The organism is Aquamicrobium sp. YD-1-mutant5 (assembly GCF_059509755.1).
This window is the reverse complement of record NZ_JCAKKP010000001.1, coordinates 246,073-264,042: the sequence shown is the minus strand read 5'-3', so window position 1 is coordinate 264,042 and position 17,970 is coordinate 246,073. Positions and strand designations below refer to the sequence as shown.

Here is a 17,970-nt window from a genome sequence, read left to right as displayed (position 1 = left end):
TCGTGCAACGCCTGCCTCTTCCCCTTGCCGTCAGCATTGGCGATCCCTCCGGCATAGGTCCGGAGATCGCCATTCAGGCATGGCAACGGCGCAACGAGCTTCGCCTTCCTCCTTTCTACCTGCTGGCCGACCCGGCTCTGGTTGCCGCGCGCAGCAAGCGGATGGGCAGCGATGTTCAGTTGGCCGAAACCTCTCCCGAAAAATCGACCGAAGCTTTCGCGCATGGCCTGCCCATCGTTGCGCTTGAGAATCGATTGGTCGACCGCCCGGGACAACCGGATGCCGCCAATGCATCCGGCATCATCGAGGCGATAGACCGTGCGGTTGAAGATTGCTTCTCCGGCAAGGCGGCCGCGGTGGTAACCTGCCCGATAGCCAAGAAGCCGCTCTATGACGCCGGCTTTGCCTTTCCCGGCCACACCGAGTATCTGGCGCATCTGGCTTCCCAGCGGACCGGAACGCCCGTCAAGCCGGTGATGATGCTGGCAGGACCGGAACTGCGAACGGTGCCGGTCACCATCCACATCGCGCTGTCGGACGTGCCCAAAGCGCTGACTACGGAACTCATCGTGGAAACGGCACTCATCACCGCCCGGGATCTGCAGAGCCGCTTTGGGCTGAGCAACCCGCGCCTCGCGATTTCAGGGCTCAACCCGCATGCGGGTGAGGATGGCGCGATGGGAACGGAAGATCGCGACATCGTAGCGCCTGCCATCGCAGCCTTGAAGGCCAGAGGCATAAATACTTTCGGCCCCCTGCCTGCCGACACCATGTTCCACGCCAGCGCCCGAGCAGGCTATGATGTGGCGATCTGCATGTATCACGACCAGGCCCTGATACCCGCCAAGGCCCTTGCCTTCGACGAGGCAGTGAACGTCACGCTTGGCTTGCCCTTCATCCGCACCTCGCCGGATCATGGCACCGCGTTCGCCATCGCCGGAAAAGGCGTGGCCCGGCCCGACAGTTTCATTGCGGCACTCAGGCTGGCCGGCCAGATGGCACGCAGCGGAAAGATGGCGGAACCCGCTTGAGCTTCGATGGCCTCCCTCCCTTGCGAGACGTGATCGACCGCTACGAGTTGCGGGCGAAGAAGGCGCTTGGGCAGAATTTTCTTCTCGACCTGAATATTACCGGCAAGATTGCGCGCGTCGCCGGTGATCTGAGTGATGTGACCGTCATCGAGGTCGGGCCCGGGCCCGGCGGACTGACCCGTGCGCTCCTCGCTCACGGCGCGAAGCGCGTAGTCGCCATCGAAAAGGACGAGCGCTGCCTGGCTGCGCTGGACGAAATCTCGAAGCATTATCCAGGCCGCCTGCATGTGGTTCCGGGCGATGCCCTGAAGACGGATTTCGCTACGCTTGCCGAACCCGGCTCCCCTGTCAGGATCGTGGCCAACCTGCCCTACAATGTCGGCACCGAGCTGCTGGTTCGCTGGCTGACAGTGCCGCAATGGCCGCCTTTTTATCAGTCGATGACGCTGATGTTCCAGCGCGAGGTGGCCATGCGCATCGTGGCGGAACCGGGCAGCGAGGCTTACGGCCGGCTGGGCGTTCTGGCCGGATGGCGCACCCGGGCGCGCATCGCCTTCGATCTGCCGCCGCAGGCTTTTACGCCACCACCGAAGGTAACCTCATCGGTCGTCCATCTGGAACCTCGTGCAGAACCGCTTCCAGCAGACGTCCGCAGGCTTGGCCGCCTCACCGAAGCTGCCTTCGGCCAGCGCCGCAAGATGCTGCGTCAGAGCCTTAAATCACTGGGCGGAGAGAGCCTGCTGGAGAGCGTGGGCATCGACCCCACGCGCCGGGCAGAGACGCTGAGCGTGGAAGAGTTCGTGCGCCTCGCCAACGCCATCTGAGCGCACGGCAGCAAGCAGCCTGCACGGGAACGCCGCTGGAGCCTTCTTATCAAAATTATGACGGCCCTAAGCCCGGTAAGGTTTGAAAGAAGGAACGGCGGGATCATATCGCCCCGCCCTGCGATCCGGCTTTCTCAGCCCAGATCCTCGTCCATCAGCCCGGAAACGAAATCGAACAGTCCGGGCCGGCGGTCGCGGCGCAGCCGCTCAGCGGTGACGATGGACACGACTTCCGTGAAAGCCCGGTCGAGATCGTCGTTGACGACGACAAAATCATACTCGGTCCAGTGTTCGATCTCGTCACGCGCGTTTTTGAGACGCGTCTCGATCACCGCTTCCTGATCCTCGGCACGCCGCTTCAGGCGGTCCTTCAGTTCGCGCATGGACGGCGGCAGAATGAAGATGGAAACGATGTCGCCCCGCATCTTCTCCCGCAGCTGCTGGGCGCCCTGCCAGTCGATGTCGAACAGCATGTCGCGCCCCTCGGCCATCGCCTTCTCGGCTGGCCCACGCGGGGTGGCGTAGAAATTGCCGTGCACTTCGGCCCACTCCAGCAATTCGTCATTGTCGCGCAGGATCTCGAATTCCCGCCGGCTGCGGAAATGATAGTGGCGGCCATCGATCTCACTGCCGCGCCGCGGACGCGTGGTGACGCTGACCGAAAGCTCGAACTGATTGTCGCTTTCCAGCAGGTTCCGCGCAATGGTGGACTTGCCTGCACCAGAAGGCGAAGACAGCACGAGCATCAGCCCCCGCCGACGGATGAGGGATCCGACATTATTTGACGGCATCTGTTACTCCAGATTTTGAACCTGTTCGCGGAACTGATCGATGACTGCCTTGAGTTCGAGCCCTATGGTAGTGATCGAAGCTGCATTCGATTTAGAGCACAAGGTATTCGATTCGCGATTGAATTCCTGCGCCAGGAAATCGAGCTTCCGGCCAATGGCGCCGCCTGAGACGAGAAGGGATCGCCCGGAGGCCACATGCGTCTTCAGTCTGTCGATCTCTTCGCGGATATCGGCTTTGGTGGCAAGCAGGGCCGCTTCCTGATGAAGGCGAGCCTCATCGAAGCCTGCGGCAGAATTAAGCAGCAAGCTCACCTGATCGGCAAGGCGCGCGCGGATGACATCCACCTCCCTTGAGGGGTCTGTTTCGGCTTGCAGGGTCAGCTCTTCAATCCGGTCAAGATGACCGCCCAGAACCTTGCGCAATGCCTCGCCTTCTTCGCATCGGGCCTGCTGAAGCTGCGAAAGTGCCATTTCAAGCGTCTGCTGAATGGTCGCGTCCAGAGCTGCGCGCGCCTCGGGCGTTTCCACCGTTTCCGGAAGCTCCAGAACGCCACGCAGGGCGAGAAGGCCGTCAACACTCGGCGGCGCCGCTCCGAAATCGTCCTGCAGCCGTTTGGCGAGGACAGCGAGATCGCGGAGAAAAGCTTCATTGATCGAGGGCTGTACGCCAGCCCCCGCTGGCCGTGTTATAGTCAGGTTGGCCTGAAAGTTCCCGCGTGCAAATCGTTTCTGGATCGCCTGACGAGCCGGCAGTTCCAGCCGGTCGAAGCCGGGAGGCAAACGCATCCGCACCTCGGCGCTCTTGCCATTGACGGACTTCACCTCCCAGGCGATGGCAACGCCATCATGCTCGGCGTTTGCACGGGCGAAACCGGTCATGCTCTGCAAGGTCATGCGATCCTCTCCGGCCGGCTGATTGAAATCCCAAACAGCAAAGCCATGGTCTGGCCGGAATGCCGGATCGGCTTTCCGCCTCTACTGGGTGGGGTTGGTTTCTGCGGGATCGTCGGCATTCTCGCCAGCCTGCCCGCTCCCGGCAGCTTCCGCAGCCTGCTTGCGTTGCCAGGCGCGGTAGCGCGCAACATTCTCGTTGTGCTCCTTGAGCGTCGGCGAGAACACATGGCCACCCGTGCCATCAGCGACAAAGTACAGATCTTCCGTCTTGGACGGATTGGCCACCGCTTCCAGCGAAGCCCTGCCCGGATTGGCGATCGGTGTCGGCGGCAGGCCATTGATCGTGTAGGTGTTGTATGGTGTCGGCTTGTCGATATCCGATCGATAGATCGGACGGTCCGCCGGCTTGCCCTGACCTCCGAACAGACCATAGATGATCGTCGGGTCCGACTGCAGCCGCATGCCCTTGCGCAGGCGGTTGAGGAACACCCCGGCAATGCGCGAGCGCTCATCGCCACGCGAGGTTTCCTTTTCGACGATCGATGCCAGCGTCAAAAATTCGTTCTCGTCGGCGAGCGGCAGATCGGAATCACGCCTCGCCCAAATGGAGGACACCAAAGCCTTCTGATCGGAAAGAAGCTTGTCGATCATCTGCTGGCGCGTGGCACCACGCGTAAACCGCAGCGTATCGGTCGCGATGCTGCCTTCAGGAGGAAGCTGCGATGGCATATCGCCGGTAAGAGCCTCATGGGCCGCGATGCGCTCGAACGCCTGATGAACCGTCAGACCTTCCGGAATGGTCAGCGCGTAGGTGACCGACTTGCCGCTCTTCAGAAGCTCCATGATCTCGCGCATCGACGCATGCGGCTTGATCTCGTATTCGCCCGCTTTCAGCGCCTGATCATTGTTATGGACGCGCACACCAACGCGGAAAACGCGGGCATCGCTGATCAGTCCGCGACGCTCCAGCTGCTCTGCAATCTGCGAGACACCCGTATTCGGCTTGACCAGGAAGGTGTCGCCGATGGCGGAAGGCCCCGGCTCGATGAACGCCTTCTTGCCGAAATAGACGGCAAGGCCGCCACCCACCATCACCAGAAGGATCAGGGAAAGCACGAAGTTGAGAAAAACCACGATCTGGCTGCGGGAGCGGCGCGAGCGCTTCGCCGGCGGGGGAGTTCCCTTTTCCGGCCGCAGAGCTTCATTCGCCGTTTTCGGCACGATCGGCGTGCCCGCAGGCGCTGAGTTCTGCGGCGTCGGGCTCTGCCCGAATTCATTGCCTCCAGAATTGGTGTTCATGGCACCCCGGTCTTTTGTGGAATCGATACCCCTCCTGAAAAATAGGAGCGAATATGGCAAAATTCACGGCATCCGACCCTGTCGGATGCCGTTTACGCGGGCTGTTCAGCCATTATAGCGCTGGAAGACCAGCGAAGCATTGGTACCGCCGAACCCGAAGGAGTTGGACAGCGCAACGTCGATCTGCCGCTGACGCGGTTTGTTCGGCACAAGATCGATCGCCGTCTCGCGTTCCGGGTTGTCCAGATTGATGGTCGCCGGGGCGATATTGTCGCGAATTGCCAGAATCGAGAAGATCGCCTCGGCTGCACCCGCCGCACCGAGCAGATGGCCGATCGACGATTTCGTCGAGGACATGGAAATCTTCGGGGCGGCATCGCCGACCAGCCGCTCGACAGCGCCAAGCTCGATCGTATCCGCCATGGTCGATGTGCCATGGGCGTTGATGTAATCGATGTCGGAAGGCCTGAGGTTCGCACGCTTCAGCGCAGCCGTCATGCAGCGGAACGCGCCGTCGCCATCCTCGGCAGGAGCCGTGATGTGATAGGCATCGCCGGTGAGACCGTAGCCGACCACTTCGGCGTAGATCCGCGCGCCGCGCGCCTTGGCGTGTTCCAGCTCTTCCAGAACCACGACGCCGGCGCCCTCGCCCATGACGAAACCGTCACGGTCGCGATCATACGGACGCGATGCCTGTTCAGGCGTGTCATTGCGTTCGGTGGAAAGGGCACGGCAAGCCGCGAAACCCGCCAGAGAAAGGCGATTAACCGGCGCTTCGGCGCCACCGGCCAGCATCACATCCGCATCGCCGAACATGATCAGCCGTGCGGCGTCGCCAATGGCGTGTGCGCCGGTCGAGCATGCCGTCACCACTGCGTGGTTGGGGCCCTTGAAGCCATGCCGGATGGAAACCTGCCCGGACACCAGATTGATGATCTGTCCGGGAATGAAGAAGGGGCTGATACGGCGCGGACCGCGCTCCTTCAATATGATGGAGTTCTCGGCAATGCCTTCGATGCCGCCGATGCCGGAGCCGATCATGACGCCTGAGGCGCAGCGCTCCTCCTCGGTCTTCGGCTCCCAGCCGGAATCCTTCAGCGCTTCGTCGGCAGCCGCGATCCCGTAAAGGATGAACTCACCGATCTTGCGCAGTTCCTTGGCTTCGAGAACGGATTCCGGATTGAAGGTACCGTTCGTCCCGTCACCACGGGGAATGATGTGGGCGATCTTGCAGGCAAGATCGTCCACTTCAAATTCGGTCACACGGCGGGCTGCACTGCGGGCGGAGAGAAGTTCCTTCCATCCGTGCTCGTAACCCATTCCGAAAGGCGAAAGCAGGCCAAGACCCGTAACGACAACGCGCCGCATGTCTGTAATCAATATCCGCCTGAAAGGATCAGGCAGAGGCCTTGTCGATAAACTTGACGGCATCGCCGACGGTCAGGATCGTCTCGGCGGCGTCATCCGGGATTTCGACCCCGAACTCTTCCTCGAATGCCATGACGAGCTCGACCGTGTCGAGGCTGTCTGCGCCCAGATCGTCGATGAAGCTGGCCTGCTCCGTCACCTTGTCGGCGTCAACGCCGAGATGCTCGATAACGATCTTCTTGACGCGCTCTGCGGTGTCACTCATTTGGGCATCCTCGTCTTCAGGTTGGTCTGTCTTCGTTAGCGGTCGTCATGACGCTAATCAAGTTGAAAGATGGTCCTGCAAGAAACACAGTGAAGCAGGCCAATTCCGGCAAGAGCCTTGGAATTGCGGGCCGCATTACACGAAATTCCCCGCATATCCAAGGCGAAAAGCCAGCTGTCCCTAGATCATCGCCATGCCGCCATTCACATGAATCGTCTGGCCGGTGACGTAGGCGGCCTCATTCGAGGCGAGATAAGCAACTGCGGAGGCGACTTCGTCGCCCGTTCCCATACGCCGGGCGGGGATGGCCGACATGATGGTCTCTTTCTGCTTGTCGTTGAGCTTGTCGGTCATCGCCGATTCGATGAAACCCGGCGCAACGCAGTTGACCGTGATGTTGCGGGTTGCGATCTCCTGCGCCAGCGACTTGGAGAAGCCGATGATGCCCGCCTTCGAGGCGCAATAGTTGGCCTGGCCCGGATTTCCGGTCACGCCGACGACGGAGCTGATGTTGATGATGCGGCCATGGCGGCGGCGCATCATCGGATGGGTCAGCTCTCGGGTGAGGCGGAAAACGGCAGAGAGATTGACGTTGATAACGTCATCCCAGTCGGCATCGCTCATGCGCACGAACAGGCCGTCGCGGGTGATGCCGGCATTGTTGACGAGGATATCCACGCCTTCGAGTTCTACTTCAGCTTTCTGGCCGAGTTCCTTGACCTCGCTGGCATCGGACAGGTTAGCCGGAAAGAGCTTTACGCGCTCGCCAAGCTCACCGGCCAGCGTTTCAAGTTTTTCGACGCGCGTGCCATGCAGGCCGACAACGGCGCCCTGCGCGTGAAGCACGCGGGCGATCGCCTCGCCGATTCCGCCCGTCGCACCCGTTACCAGCGCCTTGCGGCCTGTCAGATCAAACATTCCTGCCTCCATAAACGTCGCCAGCAGCGATCAGTCCGTGATCAGCCGAGAGCGGCAAGCGCCGCCTCGATATCGGCCGGCGTCCCGACGGAACTGACAGCGATATCGCGATTTATACGGCGCGCAAGCCCGGAAAGCACCTTTCCAGCGCCAATTTCATAAAGCGTGGTGACGCCATTCGCGCCAAACCACTCTACCGTTTCGCGCCAGCGCACCCTGCCCGTCACCTGCTCGATGAGGCGCGCAGTGATAAGATCAGTGTCGGTGGCGGGCTCCACGGAGACGTTCGACACCACCGGAACCACCGGGGCATGTCGCGCGACAGCCGCCAGCGCTTCGCGCATCGCATCCGCAGCCGGGCCCATCAATGCGCTGTGGAACGGCGCGGAAACCTGCAGCATCAGCGCGCGCTTGGCGCCCTTGGCCGTGCACAGTGCCGCTCCGCGCTCCACGGCCGCCTTGCTGCCCGAAATCACAAGCTGGCCGCCACCATTGTCATTGGCGATCTGGCAGACCTCACCTTGCGCGGCTTCCGTGCAGGCCGCTTCCACATCTGCCTGCTCCAGTCCGATGATGGCAGCCATGGCGCCTTCGCCTGCCGGCACGGCTGCCTGCATGGCATTGCCGCGAATGCGCAGCAGGCGCGCCGCATCGGCGATGGAAACGAAGCCGGCGGCGGCAAGCGCCGAATACTCGCCAAGGGAATGGCCGGCCACATAGGCGACCTTTTCCTTCAGCGAAAAGCCTTTTGATTCCAGAGCCCGCATGGCGGCAAGCGACACGGCCATCAGGGCCGGCTGGGCATTGGCTGTCAGGGTCAGCGTTTCTTCGGGTCCCTCGAAGATCAGCGCCGAAAGCTTCTCACCGAGCGCCTCGTCCACTTCCTCGAACACCCTGCGCGCTTCGGGGTAAGCGTCGGCAAGTTCCTTGCCCATGCCCACGGTCTGACTGCCCTGCCCCGGGAACGTGAATGCTATTGCCATGATCAGCCTCGGTTTGTGCTCTTAATCCCGCGTGTGACGCATTGAAGCAAGGCAAGTCAAGCCCGCACCCCTTTTACCGGGCTTTTGAAGCAGGAATGGCTCTTTATCCGACGGAACGGAAAAAGGATCACATATCGTTAAAAACGAACACGATTCTTTCGTCGGCTATTCCCATTTTTGCCACACGCAATAGCTTTTCGTGACATATGCATGACAGTTCTATGACGCTGGCATTCAATGGGAAAGTTGTGAGTTGGTGAAACGCAAACCAGAATTTGCTGAACAGGCAGCACGCATGGATGCCACGGCGTCCGGCAGCAACCGTTCGGCGCTGAACGCAAGTGCCCGTCATGCGGTGCTGATGGTCCTTGCTTCAGCCCTGCTTGTTTTTGCCATCGAATGGATTTTCCGTGGCGATTTCGCAGGTGCGGTTGCCTTCTTTACGCAACCATACAAGCCCGGCTGGACCACGGTTCTGGTGTTTGCGCTCCTTCTGCTCGGACTGGACGCCATTCTTGGCCGTGCCTGGCTCGGATTGCTGACCGTTGCGCCGATAACGCTCACCCTTGCCTTCATCGGCTACCAGAAGTCGCTCTATCTGGGCGATCCGCTGTTTCCGACGGATATTCTCTTTGCCCGCCAGATCTTCGAGTTGCTGCCCCTTCTGGTCGGTGAACGGCCATGGACCGGCGTGGCGCTGGCGCTGGGGCTTGTTCTGACGATAACCGCCCTGCTCTATACGTGGCGTTATGTGCAACGTCGCATACCGCGCATGAGCTACAGGGGCCGCGCCGCGCGCCTCTTACTGGCTCTGCCGGCGCTCGCCTTCTTCGTCTCGCTGATGGACTACGCGACGTTCTCCTGGACCCGTGACCGTCTCAGGATCATCCCGATGATGTGGGACCAGAAGGAAAATTACGCCAACAACGGCTTTACCCTCGCCTTCGCGCTCAATGTGCCGATGGCCCACGTCTCAACTCCGGCCGGATTCTCCGACAAGGCGATCGATTCGCTGCCAAAGCCTGCGGTCGACACCACACTGCCCACGGAACAGCCAGACATCATCATGGTGATGAGCGAATCGTTCTGGGATGCCGGCAAACTGCCCGGCGTCACCATCACGCCCGATCCGATTGCTTCCACCCGCGCGCTGCAATCGGGCGAAATGTTTTCGCCGGAATTCGGCGGCATGACCGCCAATGTGGAATTCGAGGCGCTGACAGGATTTTCCAACGCCTTCCTGCCGGCAGGCAGCATCCCCTACCAGCAATATGTGCGCAAGCCGCTGCCTTCCATGGCAACCTTCCTGCGCTCGGAAGGCTATCAGACACTGGCCATCCATCCCGGCACGGACTGGTTCTGGAACCGCTCCAATGTCTACAAGGCGTTCGGCTTCGACGAATTTCGCTCCGAAAAGACGATGGCGACCATAGCGAAGCGCGGCCCGCTTGTTTCCGACGAATCGATGACGGACGAGATCATCGCCGCGGCAGATGCAGCCGAAAGGCCTCTCTTCCTGTTTTCCGTGAGCCTCCAGAATCACGGCCCCTACGAGCCGAATCGCTACGGCAACGCCACCCACAGCGTTCAGGCTGAAACAAGCGACTGGGCCCGCGCGTCACTGGCGAGCTTTGCGGAAGGCGCGGCCGATTCCGACCGCGAGTTGCAGCGCCTGATCGACTGGGCCCGCAAGCGCGACCGTCCGACGGTGATCGCCTTCTTCGGCGACCATCTGCCGCCTCTCGGGCCCGTTTACGTGGAAACCGGGTTCCTGAAGACCAATGTCGCGCCGCGCCGGGATGCGCCCGAGAACATGCGCCTCCACCGCTCGACTCCTCTGGTCATCTGGTCGAATCGCAGCGGCAGCGTTGAAGATGTCGGTGGCGTCAGCCCCGCCTTTCTGCCCCTGCACGTATTCAGGACAGCCGGGATAAGCCATCCCTACTACACCGGCTTTCTGGGCGATCTGCATCAGCGCTACAGCGTGGTGGAGCGCTCGCTGCTGCTCAGCGCAGATGGAGAGCCGACACCCGACTGGGCGCAGCAGAAGCAGATCGATCCCTCGATCCGCGATTTCCGCTACCTTCAGTATGACATGATGTTCGGAAAGCACCGCGCGGCGCCGGACTTCTTCCCCGAAACGATCGGAGATGTCGTGGCGCATGCGAGCTGATCGCTGCGGGCCGGCTGACGGCTGCATGATCGAAAAACGAGCGGAGACTTGACATTCCGGGCACATCCGGTATGTGTCGCGCCAAGTTTCCGCTTCCGGGCGCCGCCCCGTATTGTTGCGGCTTAACCCCAGGAACATAAACGGACGAGCAACATGGCAAAAGCCGCGAACATCAAGATCAAGCTTCTTTCGACCGCCGACACCGGCTTCTTCTATGTGACCAGCAAGAACAGCCGTACCAAGACGGACAAGCTCTCGTTCCGCAAGTACGATCCGGTCGTCAAGAAGCACGTTGAATTCAAGGAAACGAAGATCAAGTAATCTTCTGATTCCTGCGAACAGAAAAATGCCGCCCGATGGGCGGCTTTTTTGTTGGCTGCCCTTTCGTTGCGTGGCCTTGTATTTCATCCTTGCGAGCAGATAAAAAGCATCAGATTCTGACTGATCTTTTTATTCTTTTGCCGGGGGTATTGCCGCAATGCTGATCCGCCTCACCTATATATCGACCTTCAATCCCAACATCACCGAGGCCGACATAGACGAACTGACCGGGAAGGCGGCAGAGTTCAACAAGCAACACGGCATCAGCGGCATTCTGGCGGTGGAAGGCGAGCGGGTTTGCCAGATACTGGAAGGCCCGCGTCATGAGGTTCAAAGCCTGTTTGAATCCATCCGGCGCGACCCGCGCCATTCCGGCATCGTCGAGCTCGACGTGAGCGAGATAGACCAGCCTCACTTTGAGGCATGGGGCATGGCGCGCCGTCCGATTGTGGACATCGTTACGCTGGCATTTTCACTGTAGACGAACAAGCTGCCTTGCCGAAAGGGACTGTGCCGGGAAACCGGGGGCCGGTCGACTATGGCAGCGGTACGAGGAGGCCACTATTACCAAGGCCGACCGGCCAACCCCACGGAACCCAGGAGATGCGGCGGACCTGAGAAACATGGGGTATCTCTGAGGCGTAACCGGAAACTGCCTGCTACACCATTTCCGCAACGTCGCGCACGAAACCGCGAAAATCAACCATTTCTTAACCCAGAGAATCGAAAGCGCTGGATTAAGGTAAACTCTCAGCTGTCGCCGCCTTGACGAATCCCTCCGCAGAGACGCTCACGCCGCCTTGGCGACGACACGGTTGCGGCCGTTCTTCTTTGCTTCATAGAGAGCAAGATCAGCCCGCTTCAGAAGCGCCGCAACGCTGTCGTCCTGCCTTTTGACCGACGAAACGCCAACGCTGATGGTGATCTCGACCGGGTTGCCCTGCCTGCCGACCGAGAAAGGTGTTCTTGCGATTTCCGCACGTATGCGTTCGGCCACCTTGGCAGCTACGGCGCCTTCCGTATCGGGCATGACAATAACGAACTCCTCACCGCCAAACCGGCAGATCAGATCGATTCCGCGCATGTTCTGCCTCAGGCGACGTGCAAACTCGCGCAGCACATCGTCGCCGCCGTCATGACCATAAGTGTCGTTGATCGATTTGAACCGGTCGAGATCCACGATCATGATCGACAGCGGGCGCCTGCGCGCCACGGCCCTGTCGAACAAGGTCTGAAGGTGGCTGTCGAGATAGCGTCTGTTATGAAGCCCGGTAAGGGAATCCGTCACCGCCATCTCTATCGACTGGGTGACGCTGGCGCGCAGCTGATCATTATAACGTTTGCGCCTGATCTGCGTATAAAGCCGCGCTGTCAGCTCGTGGGGATCGACCGGCCGCACCAGATAGTCGTTGACGCCAAGCTCCAGCCCCCGGATGATGCGGGGGTCATCATCCTGTTCGGCCAGCAATATGATCGGCAGGAAGCGCGTGCGATCCAGAGACCGCAACTGCGAGCATAGCCGCAGCGGATCGACATTCGGCAAAACCGTCGACAGGATCACGCATTCGTAATTGCCTTCCGCAGCCTGGAAGAAACCGGCATTGGGATCGGAGGCGAACTCCAGCTCCATCTCACCCCTTATCTTCGAGCGAATACGCTCGAAGACTTCGGCGCGGCTGTCTATCAGCAGCACCTTGGCAGGCAGGTCCGACCCATTATCGCCACGGCTGAGAATGTTCGCGAGCCCTATGCTGGTCGCCGTGGCGGTACGCAGCCGCAATTCGTCGGTCAGCATCTTGAGCCGAACGAGGCTCTTCACCCGCGTCATGAGCTGCAGATCATTAACGGGCTTGGTCAGAAAATCGTCTGCCCCGGCTTCAAGTCCGCGGATACGGTCCGAGACCTGTCCGAGAGCCGTGATCATGATGACCGGCAGATGCGCGGTCGCCGGATCGCTCTTGAGCCTGCGGCAAACCTCGAACCCGTCCATCTCCGGCATCATCACGTCGAGAAGAACGACGTCGACCTTGGTGGTCTCGCATATATCGAGCGCCTCAGCTCCGGAGCTGGCGGTGATAACCTCAAAGTACTCGGCCAGCAGTCGCACCTCAAGAAGGCGCACATTGGCCGGAATGTCGTCAACGACGAGGATGCGCGCGGTCATGCATCCCCCAGATAGGATTTGATCGTTTCGATAAAGCGCGGAACGGAAATCGGCTTGGAAATATAGGCCTCGCATCCTCCCTTGCGGATGCGCTCCTCGTCGCCTTTCATGGCAAAGGCGGTGACCGCTATGACCGGGATGACGTGGAGTTCATCATCCGCCTTGAGCCATTTTGTCACCTCAAGCCCCGAGACTTCAGGCAGCTGAATATCCATCAGGATCAGATCGGGCCTGTGGGTGCGCGCCAGTTCGAGCGCTTCCAGACCATTGCGGGTGCGCACGGTCTCGTAACCGCTGGCCTCGATGAGGTCGCGAAAGAGCTTCATATTGAGCTCGTTATCTTCGACGATCATTACTTTCTTCGGCATAGACTTTCCGTCCCGATGGCCATTCTCCAGAATGACATCGTCCCCCTACACTCAGTCAGGCCGCACCAACCCGAATGCACGCTAGCGCAAGATGATTGATGAAATGGAAATCAACCGTCAACAAAGCGTATCTTGCGTCGGGTATCCACAGACGGCTTCCAGAACTTGCCCTGTGTGGCAATTCACATACCTTGCCAGAACGATTCGAATAATTCTCGCTCAGGACTGAAGGGTAACAATGACAGATGCAGCGTCAATGCGCGAGCACGCCGAGGCTTTGTCCATCAGCGCCCTCGGTTTCGTAGCATCGGACCCCGAACTTTTGCCACGTTTCCTTGCAATCACCGGCATCGACGCCGGTTCGATCCGGCAGGCAGCGCGCGAACCCGGCTTTCTGGCGGGTGTTCTCCAGTTCATTCTGGCGCATGAACCTACCCTTCTGCGCTTTTGCGAGGCAACGGGAACACCGCCTGCTGCTATCGGTCAGGCCCTGCGCCATCTGCCGTCAGGCGATACAAGCTATGAAAGTTCGATATGAGTGCCGATCCCGAAACCCTGCGACAGATTGAAGAACTCTCCTCGGACGACAGGCCGCTCCTGATCCTCGACGTGGACGACGTCCTGCTTGAGTTCATCCGCCCGTTTCCCCGTTTTCTGGAACAGCGCGGACTTCAGTTGACGATGGCCTCGTTTCGCCTGACCGGCAACATCGCCGAAACGGGAACCGGCAGGCTGGTCGAGCAGCCCGAAGTCACGGCCCTGCTGGACGATTTCTTCGCCGGGCAGGCCGACTGGCAAAGCATCACCGATGGCGCGCCCGAAGCGCTTGCAAGCTTCGAGGGCCGCGCGGAAATCGTTCTGCTGACGGCAATGCCGCACCGGCACCGCGAAACGCGCCGCGCGCATCTCGACGCGCTCGGCCTTCCCTATCCTCTGCTCACCACGGAAATGGCCAAGGGACCTGCAGTGGCGCGCCTGCGCGGTCCGGGCAACCGGCCCGTCGCTTTCGTCGACGACCAGCCGCCGAACCTGATTTCGGCTCGCGAATCCGTCTCAGACGCCAATCTTTTCCACCTGATGGCCGATAACAGCCTGCGCGAATTCCTGCCGCCACTGCCACAGGACATCACGATCGTGCATGACTGGCACGACGCAAGGCCCAAGATAGCCGCCGCTCTGGGTTTCTGAAAAAGCGTATTCGCCGGCAAGCGCGGCGGGCGATGATGCAAAATTCTACAGCGGATGCTCTGCGTAGAACCCGATCACCCGCTGCTTGAAGCTCTTGTCGCCGACCGCGAGCATGTGGTCGCGGCCCTCGATGGCGAATGGCACGGCGTTGGGCATCAGCGCAGCCAGCTCTTCCGGAGAACCGCCGATGTCGTCTTTGGTACCCACGGCGACGAGCGCCGGCTGGGTAATGCGGGACATGTCGTCCTCGGTCAGCACTTCGCGTGAGGTCGAGATACAGGCCGCTAGCGCCCTGCGGTCACTGCGCGTCTGATCGGCAAAGGCGCGAAACGCCCGCCCGCGCGGATGCGTGGTCTTCGCCGGATCTTCCGCAAGCAAGGCATCGGCGATCGGGTCCCAGTCGCCCACACCGTCCACCATGCCGATCCCCAGACCGCCGAACACAAGCGTCGCCACTCTTTGTGGGGATTCCAGCGCGAGGAACGCGGAAACCCGCGCGCCCATCGAATAGCCCATGACATGCGCTTTTTCGATGCCGAGATGATCCAGCAGAGCCACCGCATCCGACGCCATCTTGGTCGGCGTATAATCGGCTTCATCATAACTCTTGGTGGAGTTGCCATGACCGCGATTGTCCAGCGCAATGGCCCGGTAACCCGCATCGTTGAGCGTCTTGAACCAGCCGGGCGATACCCAGTTCACATAATGGCTGGAAGCGAAGCCATGAATGAGCAGCACCGGGTCGCCCTTCCCCCTTGCCGGCTCACGGTCGAGAAAAGCGAGATCGAAACCGTCATGGGTAAAGAATTGCATGTGAACTCACTGTCCTGAATTGCATCGCGATCGCATGGACCATCGGGGGACCACCGGGCAAAACTGAAGGCACGCCTATCTCAAACCGCTGCCTGCCCGCAAAAGCCAAACCTCAGCCGCCGTTCGCGGGCGCCATCTGCGTGGCCCCGGCTTCGTTCAGCCTCGGATGCCGTACCATATCGCCTACAGATATGCCTTCCCTGCCGGTCGTTCCAGCCTTCAGTTCAAGCACATAGCGAACAGGTTTTTCCGGCGAGATGGGGGCGATGGAATAAGGCTCGCCCGGCAGAATAGCCTCGATGCGGCCCTGCTCCGCAATGAACACGAGGTCGAGCGCCATCGGCGTGTTCTTCATCCAGAAGCTCACCGGCCGGGTTTCCTCGAAAATAAACAGCATGCCGCGATCGTCCGGCATTGTCTGGCGATACATCAGGCCCGCCGAACGATTAGCGCCGTTATCAGCCACCTCGATGGCAAAAAAGCGCGGGCCGGCGGTGGTGGCGATTTCCAGCGGATCCGCGTCGACGGGCAGAAGCATCGGCTGGCCGGCCGCTGTTTCCGTTCCCTGCGAAAGAGACGGCGCAGAAACAGCTATTACCAGCGCGAGGCAGGCAAACACTCCCGCCATCCAACTCCAGCGTTTCACGACCATTGCGCCACTCTTTCAGCCAGTTTCCGCCGGCACCTTATTGGCAAGGAGGTTTTCCGGGCAAGATCGAAGATGATTGAAAAAGAAACGCACTGCCTGACCGCCGTGGCGCGAGGCGATCAGCCACAGAAATAGACGGGCAGCCCCAGAAATGTGGCATCCGCGGTCAGTGCGAAACCGGCAGGGTTCCAACGTCGGGGTGAATTTCCGCAGCCATCAGGCCCTTTTCGCCCCGCCCGAAGCGGACCAGAACGACCTGTCCGGGCCGCAATTCGGTGACGCCGAAGCGGCGCAGCGTTTCCATGTGAACGAAAATGTCCTCGGTGCCCTCGCCGCGGGTCAGGAAACCAAAGCCCTTGGTGCGGTTGAACCACTTCACCAGAGCCCGCTCCAGCCCGCTTTCCGGCGTGACAACCACATGGGTGCGCTGCTCGGGAAGCTCCGTGGGATGCGTTGCCGTCGACATGTCGATGGACAGGACGCGGAATGCCTGCAGGCCGCGTTCCCCCTGCTTGACCAGGCAAACGATGCGCGCGCCTTCCTGAGCGGTCTGAAAACCGTCACGGCGCAGGCAGGTGACATGCAGGAGAATATCGCCGAGATGCGGCTCATCCGGCAGGATGAACCCATACCCCTTGGCGACGTCGAACCACTTGATCGCACCGGAAACTTCGGTGAGATCGGCACTGTCAGCATGTTCCTGACGAGCGACTGTGTCGGTCCGGTCCGCTTCCCGCCCCGTAAAAGAGGCTTTTTCCCCCATCAGAACGCCCCCATCTGGCATCAACACACAACTGATTCTTCAACTGCAGGATAGCATTCCGGGTTCGCAGTTGTGCAAGAGCAGAGATACATTTTGCACGTATCATTCAGTTGTATTGACGGAACCCTCGGTTGCCGCCGGCGAACGCCGACCCTATGTTGCAGGCTCCGCTCAGGAGGTTTTCATGCGTTATCTACACACCATGGTTCGGGTCGCCGATGTCGACGCCGCGCTCGACTTCTACTGCAACAAGCTGGGCATGAGCGAAGTGCGCAGGCAGGAAAACGAACAGGGTCGCTTCACCCTGATATTTCTTGCCGCAGATCAGGACGAGAAAAGCGGACGCGAGGCGAGCGCGCCCCTGCTCGAACTCACCTACAACTGGGACCCCGAAACCTATTCCGGCGGCAGGAATTTCGGCCATCTCGCCTATGAGGTCGATGACATCTATGAAACCTGCCAGTCACTGATGGACAAGGGCGTCACCATCAACCGCCCACCGCGCGACGGCTATATGGCGTTCATCAAATCCCCTGACGGCATCTCCATCGAGCTGCTGCAAAAGGGGAACGCCAGGGAAAAAGCCGAGCCCTGGGCTTCCATGCCGAATACGGGAAGCTGGTAAGAAAAAAGCCGCCCCCTGTAATTCACAAGGGGCGGCTTTGACCGGTCTTCGCGATCTCAGGCTTTTGCCATGCAGACCGATGTGTGGCCCGAGCTAATGAAGCCGAGCTGATTGGCCGCGGCCTTGGAAAGGTCGAGAACCCTTCCCTTCACGAAGGGTCCGCGGTCGTTGATACGCACAACGATGCTCTTGCCGTTTTTCTTGTTGGTGACTTTCACGCGTGTGCCGAAAGGCAGTGTGCGATGTGCAGCGGTCATGGCGGAGGGATTCATCTTCTCGCCGGATGCTGTCTTGGAATGCAGCGCATACCAGGATGCACGTCCACACTGAATGGTTGCAGAAGCGTCGGTCGTAAAGGCACCCGTCATCACGCCTGCTGCAACGGCGGCCATGATTACGGCCCGCCCGTTCCTTTTCGTCATTAAATCTGCTCCGTTGGTCGTGCGGAGCCACTAGACAAGAAATGAGGCGGCAAATGAGGTGATCAACCACCTGATTCGCCGCCATGGAACACGTTTGAAAAACTGTGGAAA

21 protein-coding genes are annotated in these 17,970 nt (G+C 60.3%); 8 read left to right on the top strand and 13 right to left on the bottom strand.

The genetic code is table 11. The annotated features are described in order from the left end of the window. Positions 1-2: 2 nt before the first annotated feature. Entirely contained in the window at positions 3-1,031 is a 1,029-nt protein-coding gene (gene pdxA / locus AC5XE7_RS01235) for a 4-hydroxythreonine-4-phosphate dehydrogenase PdxA (protein WP_495364476.1), read from the top strand. Then, a complete protein-coding gene (gene rsmA / locus AC5XE7_RS01230) occupies positions 1,028-1,855 on the top strand; it encodes a 16S rRNA (adenine(1518)-N(6)/adenine(1519)-N(6))-dimethyltransferase RsmA (protein WP_495364477.1) in 828 nt (275 codons plus the stop codon). The genes pdxA and rsmA overlap by 4 nt, the downstream gene beginning before the upstream one ends. 134 nt (positions 1,856-1,989) lie before the next feature. Here the strand turns inward: rsmA and gmk are convergent, their stop codons facing one another. The 7 genes from gmk to fabD form a co-directional block, all read right to left on the bottom strand. Further along, positions 1,990-2,646 (bottom strand): guanylate kinase, encoded by a 657-nt coding sequence (gene gmk, locus AC5XE7_RS01225; RefSeq protein WP_183830456.1) that lies wholly within the window; start codon positions 2,644-2,646, stop codon positions 1,990-1,992. A gap of 3 nt (positions 2,647-2,649) precedes the next feature. Then, on the bottom strand, positions 2,650-3,540 hold the full coding sequence (locus AC5XE7_RS01220; protein ID WP_495364478.1) for a YicC/YloC family endoribonuclease: 891 nt from the start codon (positions 3,538-3,540) through the stop codon (positions 2,650-2,652). Positions 3,541-3,621: 81 nt separating this feature from the next. Then, entirely contained in the window at positions 3,622-4,839 is a 1,218-nt protein-coding gene (gene mltG, locus AC5XE7_RS01215) for an endolytic transglycosylase MltG (protein WP_495364479.1), read from the bottom strand. A gap of 105 nt (positions 4,840-4,944) precedes the next feature. Beyond that, on the bottom strand, positions 4,945-6,207 hold the full coding sequence (fabF, locus tag AC5XE7_RS01210) for a beta-ketoacyl-ACP synthase II (RefSeq protein WP_280197509.1): 1,263 nt from the start codon (positions 6,205-6,207) through the stop codon (positions 4,945-4,947). Positions 6,208-6,235: 28 nt separating this feature from the next. Next, positions 6,236-6,472, bottom strand: a complete 237-nt coding sequence (locus AC5XE7_RS01205) for an acyl carrier protein (protein ID WP_035033204.1) — start codon at positions 6,470-6,472, stop codon at positions 6,236-6,238. A gap of 180 nt (positions 6,473-6,652) precedes the next feature. Further along, a complete protein-coding gene (gene fabG, locus AC5XE7_RS01200; protein ID WP_495364480.1) occupies positions 6,653-7,390 on the bottom strand; it encodes a 3-oxoacyl-[acyl-carrier-protein] reductase in 738 nt (245 codons plus the stop codon). A gap of 41 nt (positions 7,391-7,431) precedes the next feature. Beyond that, positions 7,432-8,373, bottom strand: a complete 942-nt coding sequence (fabD, locus tag AC5XE7_RS01195) for an ACP S-malonyltransferase (RefSeq protein ID WP_495364481.1) — start codon at positions 8,371-8,373, stop codon at positions 7,432-7,434. A gap of 361 nt (positions 8,374-8,734) precedes the next feature. On the opposite strand from fabD, the gene AC5XE7_RS01190 reads away from it, so the two are divergent. The 3 genes from AC5XE7_RS01190 (at position 8,735) to AC5XE7_RS01180 (ending at position 11,348) form a co-directional block, all read left to right on the top strand. Further along, on the top strand, positions 8,735-10,546 hold the full coding sequence (locus tag AC5XE7_RS01190) for an LTA synthase family protein (RefSeq protein ID WP_495364659.1): 1,812 nt from the start codon (positions 8,735-8,737) through the stop codon (positions 10,544-10,546). Between the two features lie 153 nt (positions 10,547-10,699). Further along, the gene (rpmG, locus tag AC5XE7_RS01185; protein WP_035033210.1) at positions 10,700-10,867 is read left to right on the top strand and encodes a 50S ribosomal protein L33; all 168 of its coding nucleotides are present in this window, start codon (positions 10,700-10,702) and stop codon (positions 10,865-10,867) included. Between the two features lie 157 nt (positions 10,868-11,024). After that, the gene (locus tag AC5XE7_RS01180) at positions 11,025-11,348 is read left to right on the top strand and encodes a BLUF domain-containing protein (RefSeq protein ID WP_495364482.1); all 324 of its coding nucleotides are present in this window, start codon (positions 11,025-11,027) and stop codon (positions 11,346-11,348) included. Positions 11,349-11,657: 309 nt separating this feature from the next. Here AC5XE7_RS01180 and AC5XE7_RS01175 read toward each other — a convergent pair whose 3' ends face one another. Together AC5XE7_RS01175 and AC5XE7_RS01170 are read right to left on the bottom strand one after the other, a co-directional pair. Continuing rightward, positions 11,658-13,031 (bottom strand): PleD family two-component system response regulator, encoded by a 1,374-nt coding sequence (locus AC5XE7_RS01175; RefSeq protein WP_495364483.1) that lies wholly within the window; start codon positions 13,029-13,031, stop codon positions 11,658-11,660. Further along, the gene (locus AC5XE7_RS01170) at positions 13,028-13,384 is read right to left on the bottom strand and encodes a response regulator (RefSeq protein ID WP_275592389.1); all 357 of its coding nucleotides are present in this window, start codon (positions 13,382-13,384) and stop codon (positions 13,028-13,030) included. The genes AC5XE7_RS01175 and AC5XE7_RS01170 overlap by 4 nt, the downstream gene beginning before the upstream one ends. 253 nt (positions 13,385-13,637) lie before the next feature. Here AC5XE7_RS01170 and AC5XE7_RS01165 point away from each other — a divergent pair, with 253 nt between their 5' ends. Together AC5XE7_RS01165 and AC5XE7_RS01160 are read left to right on the top strand one after the other, a co-directional pair. After that, on the top strand, positions 13,638-13,937 hold the full coding sequence (locus AC5XE7_RS01165) for a DUF3572 domain-containing protein (RefSeq protein ID WP_239798885.1): 300 nt from the start codon (positions 13,638-13,640) through the stop codon (positions 13,935-13,937). After that, on the top strand, positions 13,934-14,587 hold the full coding sequence (locus tag AC5XE7_RS01160; RefSeq protein WP_183830480.1) for a hypothetical protein: 654 nt from the start codon (positions 13,934-13,936) through the stop codon (positions 14,585-14,587). The genes AC5XE7_RS01165 and AC5XE7_RS01160 overlap by 4 nt, the downstream gene beginning before the upstream one ends. Positions 14,588-14,632: 45 nt before the next feature. Here the strand turns inward: AC5XE7_RS01160 and AC5XE7_RS01155 are convergent, their stop codons facing one another. From AC5XE7_RS01155 to AC5XE7_RS01145, 3 genes are all read right to left on the bottom strand, one after another. Then, positions 14,633-15,400: an alpha/beta fold hydrolase gene (locus tag AC5XE7_RS01155; RefSeq protein ID WP_495364484.1), complete on the bottom strand. Its 768-nt coding sequence runs from the start codon at positions 15,398-15,400 to the stop codon at positions 14,633-14,635. A gap of 112 nt (positions 15,401-15,512) precedes the next feature. Next, entirely contained in the window at positions 15,513-16,052 is a 540-nt protein-coding gene (locus tag AC5XE7_RS01150) for a DUF192 domain-containing protein (protein WP_495364485.1), read from the bottom strand. A 163-nt stretch (positions 16,053-16,215) separates the two neighbouring features. Further along, on the bottom strand, positions 16,216-16,812 hold the full coding sequence (locus AC5XE7_RS01145; protein ID WP_239798888.1) for a cold-shock protein: 597 nt from the start codon (positions 16,810-16,812) through the stop codon (positions 16,216-16,218). A 184-nt stretch (positions 16,813-16,996) separates the two neighbouring features. Here AC5XE7_RS01145 and gloA point away from each other — a divergent pair, with 184 nt between their 5' ends. Next, positions 16,997-17,437, top strand: coding sequence for a lactoylglutathione lyase (gene gloA, locus AC5XE7_RS01140; RefSeq protein ID WP_495364486.1), 441 nt, complete (start codon positions 16,997-16,999; stop codon positions 17,435-17,437). Positions 17,438-17,493: 56 nt separating this feature from the next. Here the strand turns inward: gloA and AC5XE7_RS01135 are convergent, their stop codons facing one another. Further along, positions 17,494-17,829 carry a septal ring lytic transglycosylase RlpA family protein gene (locus tag AC5XE7_RS01135; protein WP_495364487.1) on the bottom strand — a complete coding sequence of 112 codons (336 nt, stop codon included), beginning with the start codon at positions 17,827-17,829 and terminating at the stop codon, positions 17,494-17,496. Between the last annotated feature and the right edge of the window lie 141 nt (positions 17,830-17,970).